The 17,965-nt window shown below is 64.7% G+C and carries 18 protein-coding genes and 1 pseudogene; 3 read left to right on the forward strand and 16 right to left on the reverse strand.

The annotated features are described in order from the left end of the window. Positions 1 to 200 precede the first annotated feature (200 nt). Positions 201 to 2,210 (forward strand): SDR family oxidoreductase, encoded by a 2,010-nt coding sequence (locus NU1_RS16480; RefSeq protein ID WP_067522380.1) that lies wholly within the window; start codon positions 201 to 203, stop codon positions 2,208 to 2,210. A gap of 82 nt (positions 2,211 to 2,292) precedes the next feature. Here the strand turns inward: NU1_RS16480 and NU1_RS16485 are convergent, their stop codons facing one another. Next, positions 2,293 to 2,946, reverse strand: a complete 654-nt coding sequence (locus NU1_RS16485; protein ID WP_067522382.1) for a cutinase family protein — start codon at positions 2,944 to 2,946, stop codon at positions 2,293 to 2,295. Between the two features lie 268 nt (positions 2,947 to 3,214). Here NU1_RS16485 and NU1_RS16490 point away from each other — a divergent pair, with 268 nt between their 5' ends. Beyond that, a complete protein-coding gene (locus NU1_RS16490) occupies positions 3,215 to 4,618 on the forward strand; it encodes a WS/DGAT/MGAT family O-acyltransferase (protein WP_067522384.1) in 1,404 nt (467 codons plus the stop codon). 11 nt (positions 4,619 to 4,629) lie between these two features. Here NU1_RS16490 and NU1_RS16495 read toward each other — a convergent pair whose 3' ends face one another. The 15 genes and pseudogenes from NU1_RS16495 to NU1_RS16560 form a co-directional block, all read right to left on the reverse strand. After that, positions 4,630 to 5,550 carry an alpha/beta fold hydrolase gene (locus NU1_RS16495; RefSeq protein ID WP_084521492.1) on the reverse strand — a complete coding sequence of 307 codons (921 nt, stop codon included), beginning with the start codon at positions 5,548 to 5,550 and terminating at the stop codon, positions 4,630 to 4,632. Positions 5,551 to 5,696: 146 nt separating this feature from the next. Then, positions 5,697 to 6,605: an expansin EXLX1 family cellulose-binding protein gene (locus tag NU1_RS16500; RefSeq protein ID WP_067522387.1), complete on the reverse strand. Its 909-nt coding sequence runs from the start codon at positions 6,603 to 6,605 to the stop codon at positions 5,697 to 5,699. A gap of 171 nt (positions 6,606 to 6,776) precedes the next feature. Further along, positions 6,777 to 6,986 carry an MDR/zinc-dependent alcohol dehydrogenase-like family protein gene (locus NU1_RS16505; RefSeq protein WP_067522389.1) on the reverse strand — a complete coding sequence of 70 codons (210 nt, stop codon included), beginning with the start codon at positions 6,984 to 6,986 and terminating at the stop codon, positions 6,777 to 6,779. Between the two features lie 90 nt (positions 6,987 to 7,076). After that, positions 7,077 to 7,700: a TetR/AcrR family transcriptional regulator gene (locus NU1_RS16510; RefSeq protein ID WP_169815080.1), complete on the reverse strand. Its 624-nt coding sequence runs from the start codon at positions 7,698 to 7,700 to the stop codon at positions 7,077 to 7,079. Beyond that, positions 7,697 to 8,152 carry a hypothetical protein gene (locus NU1_RS43265; protein WP_067522392.1) on the reverse strand — a complete coding sequence of 152 codons (456 nt, stop codon included), beginning with the start codon at positions 8,150 to 8,152 and terminating at the stop codon, positions 7,697 to 7,699. Before NU1_RS43265 ends, NU1_RS16510 begins: the two co-directional genes overlap by 4 nt. Positions 8,153 to 8,155: 3 nt before the next feature. Continuing rightward, positions 8,156 to 8,398 (reverse strand): annotated as a pseudogene (locus NU1_RS44255) (helix-turn-helix domain-containing protein); the annotation flags it as partial. After that, positions 8,338 to 8,973, reverse strand: a complete 636-nt coding sequence (locus tag NU1_RS43270) for a hypothetical protein (protein ID WP_212761469.1) — start codon at positions 8,971 to 8,973, stop codon at positions 8,338 to 8,340. The gene NU1_RS43270 and the pseudogene NU1_RS44255, both read right to left, overlap by 61 nt. Positions 8,974 to 9,005: 32 nt before the next feature. Next, a complete protein-coding gene (locus NU1_RS16525; protein WP_067522394.1) occupies positions 9,006 to 9,956 on the reverse strand; it encodes an MlaD family protein in 951 nt (316 codons plus the stop codon). Further along, a complete protein-coding gene (locus NU1_RS16530) occupies positions 9,953 to 10,969 on the reverse strand; it encodes an MlaD family protein (protein ID WP_067522396.1) in 1,017 nt (338 codons plus the stop codon). Before NU1_RS16530 ends, NU1_RS16525 begins: the two co-directional genes overlap by 4 nt. Further along, positions 10,966 to 11,859 carry an MCE family protein gene (locus NU1_RS16535; protein ID WP_067522398.1) on the reverse strand — a complete coding sequence of 298 codons (894 nt, stop codon included), beginning with the start codon at positions 11,857 to 11,859 and terminating at the stop codon, positions 10,966 to 10,968. Before NU1_RS16535 ends, NU1_RS16530 begins: the two co-directional genes overlap by 4 nt. A 25-nt stretch (positions 11,860 to 11,884) precedes the next feature. Continuing rightward, positions 11,885 to 12,904, reverse strand: coding sequence for an MCE family protein (locus tag NU1_RS16540; protein ID WP_245720151.1), 1,020 nt, complete (start codon positions 12,902 to 12,904; stop codon positions 11,885 to 11,887). Next, positions 12,895 to 13,905 carry an MlaD family protein gene (locus NU1_RS16545; RefSeq protein WP_067522400.1) on the reverse strand — a complete coding sequence of 337 codons (1,011 nt, stop codon included), beginning with the start codon at positions 13,903 to 13,905 and terminating at the stop codon, positions 12,895 to 12,897. Before NU1_RS16545 ends, NU1_RS16540 begins: the two co-directional genes overlap by 10 nt. After that, positions 13,902 to 14,930 (reverse strand): MlaD family protein, encoded by a 1,029-nt coding sequence (locus NU1_RS16550; protein WP_067522402.1) that lies wholly within the window; start codon positions 14,928 to 14,930, stop codon positions 13,902 to 13,904. The genes NU1_RS16545 and NU1_RS16550 overlap by 4 nt, the downstream gene beginning before the upstream one ends. A gap of 2 nt (positions 14,931 to 14,932) precedes the next feature. Next, positions 14,933 to 15,802 carry an MlaE family ABC transporter permease gene (locus NU1_RS16555; protein WP_067522404.1) on the reverse strand — a complete coding sequence of 290 codons (870 nt, stop codon included), beginning with the start codon at positions 15,800 to 15,802 and terminating at the stop codon, positions 14,933 to 14,935. Continuing rightward, positions 15,802 to 16,632, reverse strand: coding sequence for an MlaE family ABC transporter permease (locus NU1_RS16560; RefSeq protein WP_157552403.1), 831 nt, complete (start codon positions 16,630 to 16,632; stop codon positions 15,802 to 15,804). The genes NU1_RS16555 and NU1_RS16560 overlap by 1 nt, the downstream gene beginning before the upstream one ends. Before the next feature lie 178 nt (positions 16,633 to 16,810). Here NU1_RS16560 and NU1_RS16565 point away from each other — a divergent pair, with 178 nt between their 5' ends. Beyond that, positions 16,811 to 17,959 (forward strand): acyl-CoA dehydrogenase family protein, encoded by a 1,149-nt coding sequence (locus NU1_RS16565; RefSeq protein ID WP_067522406.1) that lies wholly within the window; start codon positions 16,811 to 16,813, stop codon positions 17,957 to 17,959. Positions 17,960 to 17,965 lie beyond the last annotated feature (6 nt).

Raw genomic sequence — 17,965 nt, forward strand, 5'->3', positions numbered from 1 at the left:
TGCCCCGTCAAATGGGTGAGCCGTAAAGTTACTCACCAGTTAGGCACGGAGTTGTTCCTACTTCGGCCCGACTTCTGATAGCGGGCCGGGCATTCATATCTTCAGCATCCACGTCCGCATCCACCGACGCATGTCGGACGAACTCCGTTGGACACCAAACACCGTTGGACACCAACAGGTTCGAAAATAAGGAGGGGACGATGACTTCCTACATTGTCACGGGCGGAACCGGATTTCTCGGGCGACGAGTCCTGGCCGAACTGCTGAACCGCGACACCGACGCCGTGGTTCACGCACTGGTCCGGGAGGCGTCCGTCGCGAAGCTCCGCGAACTGGCCGCGACCTGGGGCGCACCCGACCGCGTATTCCCACTCATCGGTGACCTCACCGCACCGGGACTCGGTCTCGAGGAAGCGGCCCCCCACGCAGATCATGTCATCCACCTCGGCGCGGTCTACGATATGACCGCCGACGAGGACACCACCCACGCCGCCAATGTGAACGGCACCGCGGCGGTCATCGCACTGGCCACCGCACGCAACGCCGTCCTGCACCACGTCTCCTCCGTGGCGGTCGCGGGCGATCACAAGGGCAAGTTCTTCGAGGATGACTTCGACCTCGGACAGCACCTCGATTCGCCCTATCATCGAACCAAATTCGCCGCCGAGAAGTTGGTCCGTGAAGCTCGCGGACTGCGCTGGCGGGTATACCGCCCGGCCATTATCGTCGGCGATTCCCGCACCGGCGAGATGGATAAGATCGACGGCCCGTACTACTTCTTCCCGGCCATTTCCGGAATGGCCGCACTGCCGTCCGACCTACCGCTGCCGCTGCCGGATCTGGGCGCGACCAATATCGTCCCGGTGAACTACGTGGCCGAGGCCATGGTGCAGCTCATTCGCAAGCCCGGACTCGTCGGCCGCACCTTCCATCTGGTGAATCCGACGCCGCAGCCATTCAGCGAGATCTATGCCGCGCTGGCCGCGGCGGCCGGAGCGCCCGCCGGAATCGGCGCGGTCCCAGGCAGTCATGCCGCACTCGAGACGCTCGGCCATATTCCGGGCGTCGCCGCGGTGCGCGATTTCCTGCTGGAACGCCTGGGCATTCCCGCCGAGGTCGCCCCGCACACCTCCTTCGAATCGGAATTCGTCGCCGATTCCACCCGGGCGCAGCTGCGCGGTCTCGAGGTTCCCGCCTTCGATACCTATGCGCGGGCACTGTGGGACTACTGGCGCGCCAACCTCGATCCCGACCGGGCCCGCCGCACCGAGGGCACCGCGCTCGACGGTCGCGTCGTGCTCATTACCGGAGCCTCCTCCGGTATCGGTCTTGCCTCCGCGCACGCCGTCGCCCGTCGCGGCGCGACCGTACTCATGGTGGCCCGTACCGCCGAGGATCTGGAGGCCGCCGCCGCGCAGGTACGCGCTGAAAGTGGTGCGGCGCTGGCGTACACGTGCGACATCACCGACGAGAAGTCGGTGGAGCTGCTCGTCAAGCAGGTGCTCGCCGACCACGATCACGTCGACTACGTGGTGAACAACGCGGGCCGCTCCATCCGCCGCTCGGTGGCCAACTCCACCGAGCGTATGCACGATTTCGAGCGGACCATGGCGGTCAATTACTTCGGCGCGGTGCGGCTCATCCTGGCGTTGCTGCCGTCCATGCGGGAACGCCGCTTCGGACACTTCGTGAATATCTCCTCCATCGCGGTACAGACCAAGGTTCCGCGCTTCGCCGCCTACGTGGCGTCGAAGTCGGCCCTGGACAATTTCAGTGAGATCGCCGCCGTCGAGAACGCCGATGCCGGCATCACCTTCACCTCGGTGCGGATGCCGCTGGTGCGTACACCGATGATCGCGCCGACGGATCTGTACAAGTCCATTCCGGTGCACACCCCGGATCAGGCGGCCGACATCGTGGTGCGCGCCCTCGAAAAGCGCCCCAGCCGGATCGACTCCCCGATCGGTACCTTCGCGCAGTTCGTGGATACGGTCATGCCGTCGGTGAAGAAGGCCATCCTGCACCAGGGTTTCCAGCGGTTGGGCGAATCGAAGGCCGCCAAGGAAGGTAAGCCGCGGGCCGACGCGTCCGGCGCGCACCAGGAGTCGCGCAGCCCGCTGCTGGCGCTGGCCCCCATTGTGCAGCCACTCATGGGACTGCCCGGCTCGGCCGCCCGCATCACCAATGTGATCCCGGGCCTGCACTGGTAAGTATCACCCGGACAACGACATTCGGCCCCGGCGGGAATTCCGCCGGGGCCGGATGTTTCGTCGCGGCCCGCCCTGGGTTCGGTCAGATCCGATCCGCCGCGAAGTTGGCCGCCGCGACGAAGCTGTGGCCATACGCCACATGCGAGGCCGCGTTCGCGCCGCCACCGCAGATGGGATCGCCACCGGTGCACCAGTTTCCGGTCCGCCCGGCGTACTCCCCCGGCACACCCCAGCCAATGGCCCGCATGGGATCGCCGAAGAGCAGTACCGCCGATACCCGCCAGGCGATATCACCCGGCAGCTGCACCCGACCCGGGTACCAGTTCACCGCACCGGTTCCCAACGCCGCGTGCACGACGGCCGCACCTTGGGAGTATCCCACCAGAACGAACCGCTGACCCGGACACGTGGCGGCCTGATAATTCAAGTGCCCCACCAGATTCTGGGTACCGGCACCGAGGTTGAACGAGTGGTCCGCCGGATACGCCACCGGATAGGCGCTGGTGGAAACAGGCAACCGGTCCTGGAGCATTCCGTACAGCGGATTGCCCACCACGTCGCCCAGCCAGCCGGGTTCGCCCGTTCCCCGCACTACTACGACATCCACATCGGCGCACCAGGTGGCGCCCGCCTGCGGGGTGTGTAGCGGGAAGAGCGCGCTCGTCAGCACCAGTAGTGCGGCGAACGCCCAAGCTATGCGCCAATTTCCAGGCAGCAACACCTTTCGACCGCTCATTGTCCTCACCCTCTCACTCCGTTGTGAGAAGCCGGGTGACTCTTGTCAGTGACAAGTGACGCTCACCCGGCTATGAGTCCCAAGGTAAGGAGAGTGAACACTCGCGGCAACGTACTGACTGTATGGATACCCAACCGGAGCCCATTCGTATCCATCTCAAACTTGTTATCTCCAGGCGAATTTGAGGCAACGCACCGGCACCGGCTCCGGTCCGGCCACTCGACGCGAACCACGCACGAAGTAGAACGTGTGTCCATAGTGTGTTGATATGGAACGACTTACCGGGCTGGACGCCAGCTTCCTCTACCTCGAAACCGACAGCCAACTCCTGCATGTCTGCGCGCTACTGATTCTCGATCCCGGCGCGGATGATCTGCCCTATGAATTCGACGAGCTCAAAGCCGAACTCGGCCGCCGCATACATCTCATCCCGGCCATGCGACGCCGTCTGCACGCGGTGCCTCTCAATCTGGATCACCCTGTGTGGGTAAGGGATTCGAAGTTCGATATGGACCACCACGTGCGCCGGGTCGGACTACCCGCCCCGGGTGGGCAACGCGAGCTCGCCGAACTCACCGCCGATATCGCCGGACGACCCCTGGACCGCAATCGGCCGCTGTGGGAGATGTGGGTCGTAGAAGGCCTGCCGGACAACAGGATCGCGGTCATCTCCAAGTACCACCATGCCATCGTCGACGGCATCACCGGCACCAATATGATGATGCACCTGTGCGATCTCGAGCCCGGCGTGCGTTACAGCGAGCCGGATACCGAATCCGCCGAACCCGAGAGCGAACCCAACGATCTACTCCTGGCCGCCGAGGCCGCGCTCAAACTTCCGGGCAAGCTCGGCATCGTCGGCATGGTGCCGCAAACCCTCGGGATTCTGGGTGGCCTGGTGCAGCGGCGGCGGCAGTCCGATACCGCGGGCATGCCCTTGCCGTTCACCGCGCCGCGCACACCCTTCAACCGCGCAATCACCGCACACCGCGCGATCTCGTTCGTGCAGACCGACTTCGCCGAGATCAAGGAGATCAAGTCGGCGTTCGCGGTGAAAGTCAACGATGTGGTACTCGCCGTTATCGGTGGCGCGTTGCGCAGCTACCTCGAATCACATGGGGAGCTCCCGGATTCCACGCTCATCGCCTCGGTGCCGGTCTCCACGCACCACACCTCCCGGCACGAACAGGGCACCAATAAGGTGTCGACCATCTTCGCCCGGCTGCATACCGATATCGCCGATCCGGTGGAGCGGCTGGCGCTCATCGCCGAGGACAATCGGGGCGCGAAGGAGGAGCACAATCTCATCGGCGCGGACTTCCTCCAGGATTGGGCGAAGTACGCACCGCCCAACACCTTCCAGCTGGCCGCACGCGCCTACTCCTCGCTGAAGCTGGCCGAGCACCACCCCGTGGTACACAACCTGGTGGTGTCCAATGTGCCCGGCCCCAGTTTCCCGATGTACTTCCTGGGTCTCCGAGTCGCGGGTATGTATCCATTCGGTCCGGTATTCCACGGTGCGGGACTCACCACCACCGTACTGACCAAGGAGGGCGATATGGACTTCGGATTCATCGCCTGCCGCGAACTCGTACCCGATGTACAGCGGATCGCCGACGCCGTTCCCGAGGTGATCACCGAGCTGCTCAAGGCGGCCCGGAACCAGCACTGACGTTCGGGGCCCTACATCCGACCGACGACCGACTCGCAAGCCTCGAGGAGTTCGGGGACAAAGGCGTCCGCCTCGAGTACACAGGCCGCGTGACCCGCGGCAGCCAGGAAGATCCGCGCTCCCGGAATCATTTTCGCCATTTCCAGCTGACGGTAGACCGGCAGCGCCCGATCCCGCGTGGTCACCACCACCGCCGTCGGCACCTTCACATTCGGCAGCCAGGACGAGGAATCGAACCGTCCCAGCTCGGCAACGGCCTGCATGAGCGCCCAGCCGCTGAGACTGCGCATCTCCCCCATCGCCCACCGGTCCATCCGCCCCACCGGCCACGAATTCAACGGCAGCTCGGGCAGTTTGGCGGACTTCAGATTGGCTCGCCGCCAGGACAATTCGGCGTAGCTGCCCGCGATGGCGGCCAGGGTGCGATGGAAGGCGCGCTCGCGCCACTTCTCCTGGAAGTGATAGGTGGTGGCACACAGCACCAGCCCACCGATGCGGTCCGGATGCCGGTGCGCGGTCAGCTGCGCGGTAATACCGCCCATCGAATAGCCCGCCAGCACCGGTCGATCCACGCCCAGCACATCGGCGAGCGCGATCACATCGTCGGCGCAGTCGTCGAGATCGAAATTCTCCGAGCGGATACCGTGGCCGTGCCAGCGCTGATCGAACAGCACCACCCGATAGCGCTCATTGAGCTCCTTCAGCGACGGAAACCAGTTGAGCATGGCGGTGGTGCCCGCACCGTGCAGCAGGATGACCGTCGCGGCATCGGGTGCCGGGCCGGGCAGATCCACCACGTAGGTGCTGCCCCGGCCGGGCAGGTCCAGCATCGCACCCGCGGGAACCTCGGTCAGTGTCGATACTCGCGAGGACAGCCGCCGTGAGCGGCGGCGTTCACCGGGGCGCTGCGCCCCGCCGTGGTTGTTCGTCATCGAAAGCCTCCCGACGTGCCGCCTCCCTGCGGGCGGAATTGGAACACGTTCTATTTCGATGATGCCATATCCGATTGACGCCGTCGCCGACCGGCAGGCCGGTTCGGCCACCGGTTGCCGAACCGAAATCGTTGCGACACAACCGGCTAGTGAACGCAGGGGCGATATGCCGGAACCACCGTGGTGACCAGTGTCGTCACCGGAATCGGCGTGGGCGGGGCAGGTGGCGCGGCAATGGGGTTGTCGTACATCCGAATATCGGTGTAGCGCACCCGCTCCGGTTCGATTTCCACACCCGGCACCAGCACATCGTGGCCGTAGATATCGGAGACCATCATGGTGAAGGGCCCCGCGCCCGCGCCGGAGATCGACCAGTAGTTGTCGTAACCGCGGCGCATGGCCCGCCAATCGCCGCCGGCTTCGGGGCGCAACGCCACTTCCCGCAGCGGATTCCCGGTTCCAGCGAAGAGCACGCCGAGCCAGTCGCCCGAGGAGCCCTGCTGGACTCGGTAGGACAGCTGCGGCGGCGGAGTTGGGTTGCGCACCTTGCTGATCGAGATATCGACGACACCGGCAGCCGGATCGGCGACCTGCTCGAAGGCCGCGGTGCTGAGGTCGTACTGATGGGGGGCGCAGCCCGGGCAGCGATCCACGATCTGGGCACGCACGCTACCGAGCGGACCGTCGATATCGACATAGGAGCCACAGGGCAGCGAGCCGTCGTATTCGCCGGTGGGGACGCCGATATAGAAGCCGTCCAGCGGCAGGTCCGGCAGCGAACAGGCGACGCCCGGGCTGATGTGATAGAAACGCGCCTCACGCGTTTCCGGCGGCAGCCGCTCCTCGACAATCGGAAGCTGTTCCGGCGCGATCGGACTCGGTTCGATAATGGGTGGAACGACCTTGACGGTCGTCACCGCGGTGGTGGTGGCGCAGGAGGCCGGTTGCGGGCGGGCGATCCACATGGCACCCGCCACCACCGTCAACCCCGCCAGCGCCGTCCACAGCCATGGTCTTCTGGTGGGCTGAACCTCTTCGTGTCCCGTGCGGTGCATAGCCGCTCCCCAGCCTCCGAATCAGGTTTGCTGCAATGATGCTGACCCTTTTCAGGAAAGCATTCCCCCAGCTCGCACATGACTCGAATCGGAAACTCGGAACGAAAGTTTCGGCGTGTCGACGGCGTGTCACAGTCGGTAGAACACCGGAGCCCTCTGGGCAATCGGCCGCTAGGGCACCGATACCGCCGCACCCGCGAAACGCCCCCGCGCCAAATCCGACAGCGCCTGGTCGGCTTCGTCGAGCGAATACGGATGCACGGTCACCTCGCTGCGGCGTTTCCCGGCGAATGCTAGGAATTCGCGGGCGTCGACTCGAGTATTGGCTGCTACCGTCCGAATCTCCCTCTCCCGGAACAGGTGCGAAGGCAACCGCGACATCGACCGTCACAGCAAGAACAGCAGCGTTCCTCGCCGAGGCCGTGCGCCACTACTGGCGAAGCCGCGCACGGCCGACGACTGAACCGCGCGCTACTGTTCGGCGCCCAGGGCGGCGGACAGGAAATCGGTCAGCTGGGTGCGTACCCGTTCGCGGGTCAACCCGACCGTCTCGCTGTGTACCGCTGCCAGCAGGGCCGACGTCAGGACCGACAGCAGCACCTCACCGGCGATCCGGACATCGAGTCGGGCGTCGAGATAGCCCTGTTCGATACCGAGGCCCACCTCCTGCGCGGCGGCCTCGCCGTCGATCTGGGCATTGTTCAGAACGCGTTCGATGACCCGGTCGTCGATCGAGGCCGCTTCGAGCAGGAGGAAATTCACCAGACCGGGCTCACCCTCCACCAGGTCGTAGCAGCGGTCGATGACGCGGGCGTGGCGGTCGCGGAATTCGTCGAAGGTGGAGGGGATGGTATCCACGCCGATGAGGCGTTCGCGAATCACATCGAAGCAGTGGTCGATGACCGCGTCGAGAATATCGCGCTTATTGCCGAAGTAGTTGTAGAAGGTGCCGTGGCTGACGCCCGCGCGACTGACGATATCGTCCACACCAATGGCGCGGTAGCCGCGACTGATGACGAGTTCATAGGCAGCGCAGACCAATTCGGCACGACGGCGGGCAGAGCGGGCGGCCATACCCGAATGGGAGTCGTTCAAGCGCCCACCGTCCGCACCCGCAGCGCCTTCTCCAACATCACCTGCATCATATCGGTCGAGTGCGCACGCAATCTCGGATTCCCCACGCCCCGTATCTCTTTCACCACACCGGGCATAATCAACATGAGGACGGTGTGTGCCAGCACGTCCGGGTCGATATCGGCGCGCACCCAACCACCGTCCACACCGCGCCGCAGTTCACCAGCCACCCATACCGCCACCATCGCCTCCAAACCGAGCAACCGCTGCGCCAGTTCGGCATCGATGGCGCTGGCCTCCACCAGTAACAGCCGCAACAGTTCCGGTTCTCGGTCGACCAGGTCGTACATCCGGTCGGCGGCGGCCCGCACCGCCGCCACCAGTTCCGGTGCGGTGGACGAGGTGCCGAGGAGTGCCTGCGGCTTCACCACATCGAATAGCTTCCCGATACCGAAATCAATGACATGGTCCAAGATTTCGCGCTTGCTGCCGAAGTAACGGTAGACAGTGCCCTGTCCGATCCCGGCGTGCGCGGCTACGGCGGCGACGGTGGTCGCCTCGTAGCCGCGCGCGGTGAAGACATGATAGGCGGCTTCGACTATCTGCCGACGCCGCCGCCGCGGTAGTTCCGCCTGCGGTGGCCGGCCACGACGCGGGACTATTTCGCGGTCCCGTCCTTGACCGCGGCGTCCTTGGGGCCGTAGTCGACGACCTGCCAGTCGCCGCCATTCTTGGCGACGGTCACCACGAGCAGATTCGGGACCGTGCCCGGATCCTGCTGCTGAATATTCTGGGTGCGCTGGGTGGCGAATACGGTGACCACGAACTGATCGTTGCCGATGGCCTCGACCGAGGTGCCGAGCACATTGCCGGTGGCGACGACCTGCGCCTCGGTCATGATCGTGGTCAGGGTGTCGCGCACCTCGGTGTAGCGATTGCTCAACCCCTCGGAGGTGCCCCGCTGTACGCCGTCGAAGAAGGCGGGCAGATTCTTGTGGTCGTAGGTCAGCGACCGCAGGGTGTAGTCGCTGGCCACGGCGGCGGCGTGCTCACGGTCGGCATTACCCGACCGCAGGGCCTCCAGGTCGTTGGTGGAATTCTGCCACGCCACGCCGAGGGCGATGGCCAGCACACCCAGCACCGCGGCGGCGACGCCGGTCAGGTATTGGAGTCGACGGATTCCACTGGCGGGCATGGTGTTCCCGGGTTGCTCGGCCGGTGCGGAAGTGGTCTTCTCCAGTGTCACGGGCGTTTCGGAGGGCTTGGCCTCGGAGGTCTTGTCGCTGTCGCTCATCGCACTGTCCTCTGCTGTCGAAGTTCTGTCGTCTATCGCGGGCCGTCGACGGTGATATGCGCGGTTCCGTCACCCGGGAATACGGTCGCGAGGAGGTCGATAATCGAACCGGCGTCCACGCGAATCGGTTTGATCGCACTGGTCGCCGGTTTCAGCGCGGTGGCGATATGCCCCAGATCCGGACCCAGCATGGCGATGTACTGGTCGAGGCGTCGCACCAGCGGTCCGATCGGGTCCTCGAAGATCTCCTCTCCCACGTAGGAGAAATTCTGGAAGGACGCGATAATGTGCAGGATCTCCGGTAGCGCGTTCGTGACATCCGGTGCGGTGGCGCTGAGTTCGGCTGCGCGCCCGTCGAAATTGTCGCCGAGGGTCTGCACATTGGCGTACAACCGGGCAATGGCGTCGCGCTTGTCGCGCAGCATTCCGGCGGTGAGAGTGAGCGCCCGGGTGAGGTTGGCGACGTCGGCGTCGCGGCCGGAGAACCCGGCCGCGAAGGTAGTCGCCAGGCGCTCCACCTTCTGCGGATCTATTTGCGCGGTAAGCGCATCCAGTTTTGCCAGGGCGTCACCCACGGTGGTGGCGATGCGTACCTGCCGCGCGGGCACGATATCACCGTCGCGCAGGAACGGCCCGACGGTGCCGGTCGGCCGGAAGTCGAGGAATTGTTCGCCCGCCGCCGAGAGATTGGAGATGCGGATTTCGCTGTCGGCTGGAATCCGGTAGCTCGCATCGTATTCCAGCCGCACCGCCAAGCCGACGGAGGTGGCCTCGATGGAACGCACCCGCCCGATGGGCATACCGCGCAGCGCCACCTCGGAGGTCTTCATCAGACCGCCGGACGTATCGACCAGCACGGTCACCGCATTGCGTTCGGTGCGGGGATCCCAATTCAGGACGCCCACGGCCATATAGCTGCCGCAGACCAGGGTGAGTACCAGGAGCAGGACCAGCGATACCGGTCCGGAGAGTGAGAGTTTCACGGCACCATCCCAATCGAACGCAGCACCGTCACCAGCTGGTCGGCGCTGGCCTGCGCGTCGACCCGCTGGATGCGCACATCCGGTGCATTCAGAAACGGAATCAGCTTGTCCCGCAGGAGGGCGTGGAAGGTTTCCAGATTGGCTGGGACCGTGCTATCGGAGTAGGCGACCGTCAGCGCGGTGGGCGCGAGAATGGAAACGATGGAGCGCAGATCGCCGGCGAACGGCAGCAGCAGCTCCCCGGCCGGATCGGCCAGTGCTCCCGCACCGCCGATCAGGCTCACCACATTGAACAGTACGGCCGCCAGTCCCGCCGCCCGTTCCGGACCGAGAACGAGAATATCGTCCACCGCGGCCCTGCCCGATTCCAGCTTTGCGGTGATCTGCTGCGCGGATACCAGAATCCGATCCAGATCCGCTGTGCGCGAAGACAGATCGTGCAGCACCGACCGGCCCATGGCGGCGATGCGATCCAGCTCGGCCGGATCGGAGGGGAATGCCGCGTTCACATCGGTGACCAGCTGCTGCATATCGGACCAGCGGCCACCGGTCACGATATTGGACAGCGCCCGCAGAATATCCTCCACATTGGTGGCGGGCACGGTCTGCGAGACCGGAATGACATCGCCGTCCCGCAGGAAATCCGAGTCGGACAGCTTCGGGGCCTGCAGAGCGATGTGAATATCGCCGAGGATGGTGCTCTGTCGCAGTTCCGCCGTGGTCTTCGCGGGCAGGCGCGCATCGGTTTTCAGCCGCACGGTGGCTATGGCGGTATTGCCGACCAGCTCGATATCGTCGAGCATGCCGATCTCGACACCGTCGGCGATTACCTTGGCGCGGTCGGGCAGGTTCAGCACCGAACCGAATTCGATACGCACCGAGTAGGTATCGCCACTCGGGTAGGTACCCGGGATGGGAATATCGGTGGCACGCACACCACAGCCGCTGAGGGCGAGTACCAGGGCGGCGGCCACGGCGGGCAGCAGTCTGCCCCGTAGCGATCTACGCGTCATTTCGCACCTGCCTGTGGTAGCTGCGCCGCCAGGGGCGGCAGCTGCGCGAGCAGATCACCGATACCGCCCGGCTGCCGAACCAGCTGCTGTACCTGCGGCAGATACAGATCCAGCAACCCGTAGAGCTGCGTATCGTATTTGCCGACATTGCGGGCGATCACCGGCAGGAACTCCACCGCCAGATCCACGGCACCGGAGAACTCCGCCGCGAAGTCGCCGATGAGCTGAATACCCTTGCGCAGGTTGTCCAGCAGCAGCTGCATATCCGGCCATTCGGTAACGAACATGCTGGTGAGCGTGTCCAGATTGTCCACCAGGCGCCGGAAGGTGACATCGCGTTGACCGGGATCCCCCACCACCTCGGACAGCTTCTGCAACAAGACATTCCACTGCTGCCCCGTACCGTTCAGGGCATCATCGGCGGCGGTGAGGGTGTCGTCGAGCATAGTGTCGCCAGGCAGGCCACCGGTCAGATCGTTGGAGATGCGACCCATGGCGTCGAGGGCCTCACTGATGCCGATGGGAGTCTTGGTGCGCTCCAGCGGGATACAGGTGGCGGTATCGAATTTCGGGCCGCTGGTGTACGGCTTGGTCAGCTCCACGTGCCGGTCGGTCACAATGGAACTCGACATGGTGACCGCCTCGATATCGGCGGGCAGACTCACCTGCTTACCGACGCTCATGGTGACCCGCATGCGGTCTCCGAGCGATTCGATCTTCGCGACGGTGCCGATACCGACACCGAGCATGGTCACGCTATTGCCCTCGTACAGGCCCACGGTATCGGTGAATTCGGCGCACACCTGCTGCTTCTGATCGGCACGCACGGTATTCGCAAACGTCACCCCCGCCACGCCGGTCGCCACCGCCACGACGGCGGCGCCGGTCACGAATGCTGTTCTACCCCAATTCAATTCAGCACGCCTTGCCTTCGTAGGGAATGCACACCCGCACACCGTCGCGCGGCTGGTCGACCGCGACCTGGCCGCCGAGCATCGCGCCGAGTTTGTCGACCACGTCCCGGATTCCGTTCACGACGGTATCGATCCGGGTCGGGTCCTCGAATACCTTGGCGAAGATCTGCTCGATCTCGGTGACCGACGGTTCCACACTGTCGCCGTAGGCCAGCAGCGGCCGGTGCAGGACGAGGAAGAGCCGCTTGATCAAACCGAATACCCGCACGATCTGCGCCTTGCGATTGCCGAGCTGATCGGCCACCGTGCCGAGTTTCCGCACGAAATCGGACAGCATCGCCCGGTCGTCGGCGATGGCGGCGAGATATTCGTCCGAGATCTCGAGGGTGGTGTCGAGCTGCCGCGACCGGTCGGCGAGGACACCGGTGAGGTCGGCAGCATTGGTGATCACGCCGCGCAGCGCCTCCGGCTGACCCGCCAGCGCGGTATTGAGCTCGGCGATCGTGGATCGCAACGTCTGCGCGTCCACCTTCCCCAGGACCGGTGTCGCGGTATTGAGAATATCGCTCAGCTCGAAAGGCACGGTGGTGCGCTCCGGCGGAATGTGCTTTCCGCCCAGAGCTTTCTCGCCCGCCGGATCGAGCGACAGGTAGTGCCCACCGATCGGGGTCAGCATCTTCACTTCGACGGACGCCTGATCGCCGACGAAGACATCCTTCCCCACACCGAAGCTGATCTCGACGTGGTCACCCACCAGATCCACCGACCGGACCTTGCCTACATTGATACCCGCGACGCGCACTTCGTCACCCGGTCGCGCGCCCCCGGATACCCGGAAGTCCGCGGTATAGCCGCGCTCGCCGATCGGCACCACATACAGCGTCCCCGCGGCCAGCAGCAGGATGGCGCAGACCACCACTCCGGCAGCGCCCCAACGCAATTGGCTCGGCTGATCGCCCTTCCCTGCCAGTACCTCGCGGATCACCTCCGCGACCATCCGCACATAGCGCTTCACTTGCACACCACCAGGTTCTGGTTGTCGAGGATGACGGTGCCGATTCCGGGCACCTGTGTCTCCCCGTTCGAACAGGTAATCCGGGGCTTGTACCCCTCCCCCGGCAGCGACTGATTCAGCCCGGTGACCAGGCCCGGCGTCAACGCCAGCACCTGGGTGAGCTGATCGGTCTGCGGCACCACCCGCCGCAGCAGGCCGTCGAGCGGCCCATAGGCCACGTCATAGGCGTCGCGCCCCTGTTCCAGCAGCGGAATCAGCGGGCCGAGCACGCGATCGCCCTTCTCGATGGAGACGATGACGTTCGCCATCTGATCGGTGAAGTTGCGCAGGATTTCCGAGAGCTGATTCACCAGCGCGCCGACCGCGGCGGATTTACCGCCGATCTCCTCCGAGACCGCCCCCAGGTTCTGGATGAGTAGCACGATCACGCCCTCGCTGCTCTTGGCGTGTTTCGTCAGCTTGTCCAGATCGGCCAGTACCGGGCCGATGCCGGAACCGTCGCCCTGGATTACCCGCAGCAGGTTGGTGCCGAATTGGTTGAGCTGCTCGGGTTCGAGGGTTTCGAACAGCGGCCGGAAACCGTTGAACAGCTTCGAGACATCGAAACTCGGAATGGTGCGCTCCACCGGAATCACCGCACCGGTCGGCAATTTCACGCCGCCGGGCTTCCCGGGCAGCAGCTCCACATACCGCTGCCCGATCAGATTCTGGTAGCGCACCGCCGCCTGGGTGTTGTCGTAGAGCGGGCGAGTGGCGTCCACGGTGAACCGCACCCGCGCCCTGCCCTGCTCGAGGTCGACCGATTCCACCTTGCCGACGGCGACACCCGACAGCCGTACCGAGTCGCCGTCGAACAGGCCCGACACGTCGGTGAAAATCGCCTCGTACGCCACCTTGTCCCCCGGAATGGGGGTGCGCAACGCGGTCACGATGAATCCGGTACACGCGGCCACAATGATCGCGAACACCACGAGTTTCGCCGCGGCGGAACCGATTCCCTTATTCATCGCGGCCCTCCCGCCAGCGCGTCGGCCAGATACGGCATGGTTTTCACGATGAGCTCCAACTGCAACTGCACCTTCCCGTCCACCACCGGGAACGCACCGTCCACCGCTTGCAGCAGTGCGGGAATCCGGTTGTAGGCGGGGGCCACCGTGCCGAGCGAAACACTGAGCGGTACCGCCAGATCCAGCACACCGCTCAAGATCCGAATGAGATCAGGATTGTTGTGGTTCAACAGATCCGCGATACCGATAAGCACCTCGCTGTAGGCACCGCCGGTGGCCTTATCGGTACGTTCGCGATTGGTTTGGTCGCCGAAGTACGCGCTCTGCTCCAAGATCTGCAGAATCGCGCGGCCCGCCGGTGGCGTGAGATCGGCGAAGGCCCCTGTCATATCACCGCCGATGCGCAGGTAGTGGGCCAGCGGCGCCTGCTGACCGTCGGCCAGCATGCGCGCGGTCTCGAAGAACGTCTGCCGGGTCGGGCCGATGGCACCGGCATTGTCGAGCATGAGGTCGAAAAGCCGTCGCACACTCTCGGAGTCGAGGACCTCGGTGAGGCGTGCGGCCCGCCGGAATACCCCCGCCACCGTGGCATTGGCGGCACCCTCGCCGATCCGCAGAATCGTGCCCTCGCGGAGCTGGCCGCCCGCACCGGCGGTGACGAGCTCGATCGCACTGGAGCCGAAGACATTCGAGGAGGTGAAGCGTGCGGTCGCGTCGCCGGTGAGCGCCGCCGCCTGATCGCGCTCCAATTCCACTCGAATGCGCTGATGCCCGTAGCCGACGGTCTCCACCTCGCGGACGGTGCCGATGGCCAGACCGCGGAACTTCACCTCCGCACCCGGGGCCATACCCTCACCGAGGGTCGCGGCGTCGATGGTGAGCTTGAAACGATCGGCGAAAGAGCCTTTCGCATAGGCGGTCACCACAATCGCCAACACCACGATGAGGATGCCCACCACCAGGCCACGCAGGCGCAGCATCCACGGTCCGGCACTGCGGCCGGAGAGATCTTTGTACACGGCCATGACTACCCCGAGATCCTGATGCCGACATCCAGGCCCCAGAACGCGATCGTCATGATCATGTCCAGGATGACCACCAGCACCAGGCTGGCGCGGATCGCGCGGCCGGAGGCCCGGCCCACACCCTCCGGACCGCCGGTGGCGTAGAAACCCTGATAGCCGTGGATGAGAATGATCACCACCACGAAAACCGTTGCCTTGACCAGTGATGCGAGCACGTCAGCAGGTTGCAGGAAGGCATCGAAATAGTGGTAGTAGGTGCCCGATGACTGCCCGTGCAGCACATTGACGACCGTCGCGCACGACAGGTACGACAGGATGAGCGTCAGCAGGTACAGCGGCACGATGGTGATCGCGCCCGCGATGACGCGGGTGGTCACCACGAACGGCACCGGGCGAATGCCGATGGCCTCGAGGGCGTCGATCTCCTCGGAAATGCGCATGGCGCCGATTTCAGCGGTCATTCGACAACCGGCCTGGGCGGCGAAACCGATCGCCGCCACCATGGGTGCCATTTCCCGGGTATTGGCGTAGGCGGAGACGAACCCGGTGAGCGGGCCCATACCGACCATATTCAGCGCGGTGAAACCCTCCACGCCGATGGAGCCGCCAACCGCGATACCGAGGAAGGCCAGCACCGCCACGGTGCCGCCGCCGACAATGATCGCGCCGCTGCCCCACGTGATATCGGACAGGATGAGCATGGTCTGGCGCCGGTACACCCGCAGCGTATGCGGAATGGCGGCCACCACCTGGTAGACGAAGGTGGCCTGGTGGCCGATTGTTTCGAATAGCGTATTCGGTACCTGCGCACTGCTTTTGGCGACGCGACCGGCGGTTCCGAGTGGCGTGTAGCGAGAGGGAGCCTGTGTCATCAGCCCACCTGCTGTGGAAGGAACATCGACACCAGCTGCGTGATAATGAGATTCATGCCGAATGCGGCGATGACGCCGATGACCACGGCCGCGTTCACGGCATTGGCGACGCCCTTGGGCCCGTGTGTGGCCTCCAGCCCGCGTTGGCAGGACACGATGAGCACAATGATGCCGAAGATGACGGCCTTCACAATGGCCACCGCCAGATCGCTCATCTGGGCGAAGGCCGAGAAGGCGGACAGGTAACTACCGGGCGTGACGCCCTGGAAGGCGACGGCGATCACGTATCCGGTGAATACGCCCATGAAGATAATGAGCATGCACAGCAGGGGCGTGAGCGTGAGCATGGCCGCCAAACGTGGTGCGACCAATCGGCGCACCGGATCGATCCCCATGGTGCGCAACGCATCCACTTCGTCGCGAATTGTCCGCGCACCCAGATCCGCGGCAATCGCGGAGCCCGCCGCGCCACCGAGCAACAGTGCGGTCACCATCGGTGCGCCCTGCCGGATCACCCCCAGGCCACCCGCCGCGCCGGAAACCGAACTCGCGCCCACCTGCTGAGTGAGGCTGCCGACCTGCACGGCGACAATGACACCGAATGGAATCGATACCAGCACAGCGGGAATCGCCGTCACGCTGACGATGAACCAGCCCTGCTGTACGGTATCTCGCCACGGATGCCGCAATTTGACGATATCGACGACCAGCCACCTGAAGGCCGCCACCGCGAGTTGCAGGGTCCGCCCGAATGTCCGCAGACCCGAGAGAACGAAGTCGAGCACATCCCGAACCAACGGTTCGGGCGCACGAATTACCTTGTCGACCAATGCTTGTACCCCACTACCCCACTGTTGACCACAGCCCCTACCTACTGCTGTCGGCCGATGGTTGGGACCATATAACAGTTTTCCGACTGACGTGTCAGTCGTCACGAAGGTTGGCGGAATACATCACTGAGCCCCAATAGTGATTGCCACCACAGCCGCCATCCGGCTACCGTCGGCTATGGAACGGCATCGCTCACCGTGGCTGGACGACGATCTGACGGCGCTGGCCGAGCTGGCTCGCCGCTTCTTCGAGAAGGAGTGCGCCCCCCACGAGGACCGTTGGGCGCGGCAACACCACATCGACCGAGACACCTGGCGTCGGGCCGGAGCGTTGGGTTTGCTGTGCCTGAGCATTCCGGAGGAATACGGCGGCGGGGGTGGCACTTTCGCGCACGAGGCGGTGGCGACCATCGAGCAAATGCGGGCGCTCACACCGAGTATGGCCAATGGCGTGCACAGCACCATCGTGGCGCACTACGTCTACGAGTACGGGACGGAGGAGCAGCGGCGGGCGTGGTTGCCGAAACTGGCCACCGGGGAGTGGGTCGGGGCGATTGCCATGACCGAGCCGGGGACGGGCTCGGATCTGCAGAGCGTTCGCACGCGGGCGGTGCGCACCGGGGACGAGTATGTGCTCAACGGCGCGAAAACCTTCATTACCAATGGTTTCCTCGCGGACCTGGTTCTCGTCGTCGCCCGCACCAGTGCGGAAGGCCCCGGCTCGCAGAGTATTTCGCTGATCGCCGTGGAGACCACCCGCGACGGCTTCCGGCGCGGCCGCAATCTGGAGAAGATCGGCCAGCACGGCACCGACACCTGCGAACTGTTCTTCGACGAGTTGCGCGTGCCGGTGACGAATCTGCTCGGTGCGGTGGAGGGCCGTGGCTTCGTGCAACTCATGCGGCAGCTGCCGCAGGAGCGCCTCATTCTCGCGGTCACCGCCGCCGCCATTATCGAGAAGACCGTCGAACTCACCGTCGACTACACCAAACAGCGCGAAGCTTTCGGCAAACGCCTCTTCGACTTCCAGAACACCCAGTTCGTCCTGGCCGAATGCGATACCACCAAATCGCTCGCCTGGGCCTTTATCGACGATTGCATTGCCAGACACCTGCGCGGCGAACTCGACGCGGCGACCGCGGCCAAGGCGAAATGGTGGCTCACCGACCAGCAGGTCAAGGTTGCCGACGACTGCCTGCAGCTCTTCGGCGGCTACGGCTACATGACCGAGTACCCCATCTCCCGACTGTTCGTGGACGCGCGGGTGCAGCGCATCTACGGTGGCGCGAACGAGATCATGAAAGTTCTCATCGCCCGCAGCCTGTGAGCGGAC

The sequence above is a fragment of the Nocardia uniformis NBRC 13702 genome (assembly GCF_001613345.1).
GTDB lineage: Bacteria > Actinomycetota > Actinomycetes > Mycobacteriales > Mycobacteriaceae > Nocardia > Nocardia uniformis.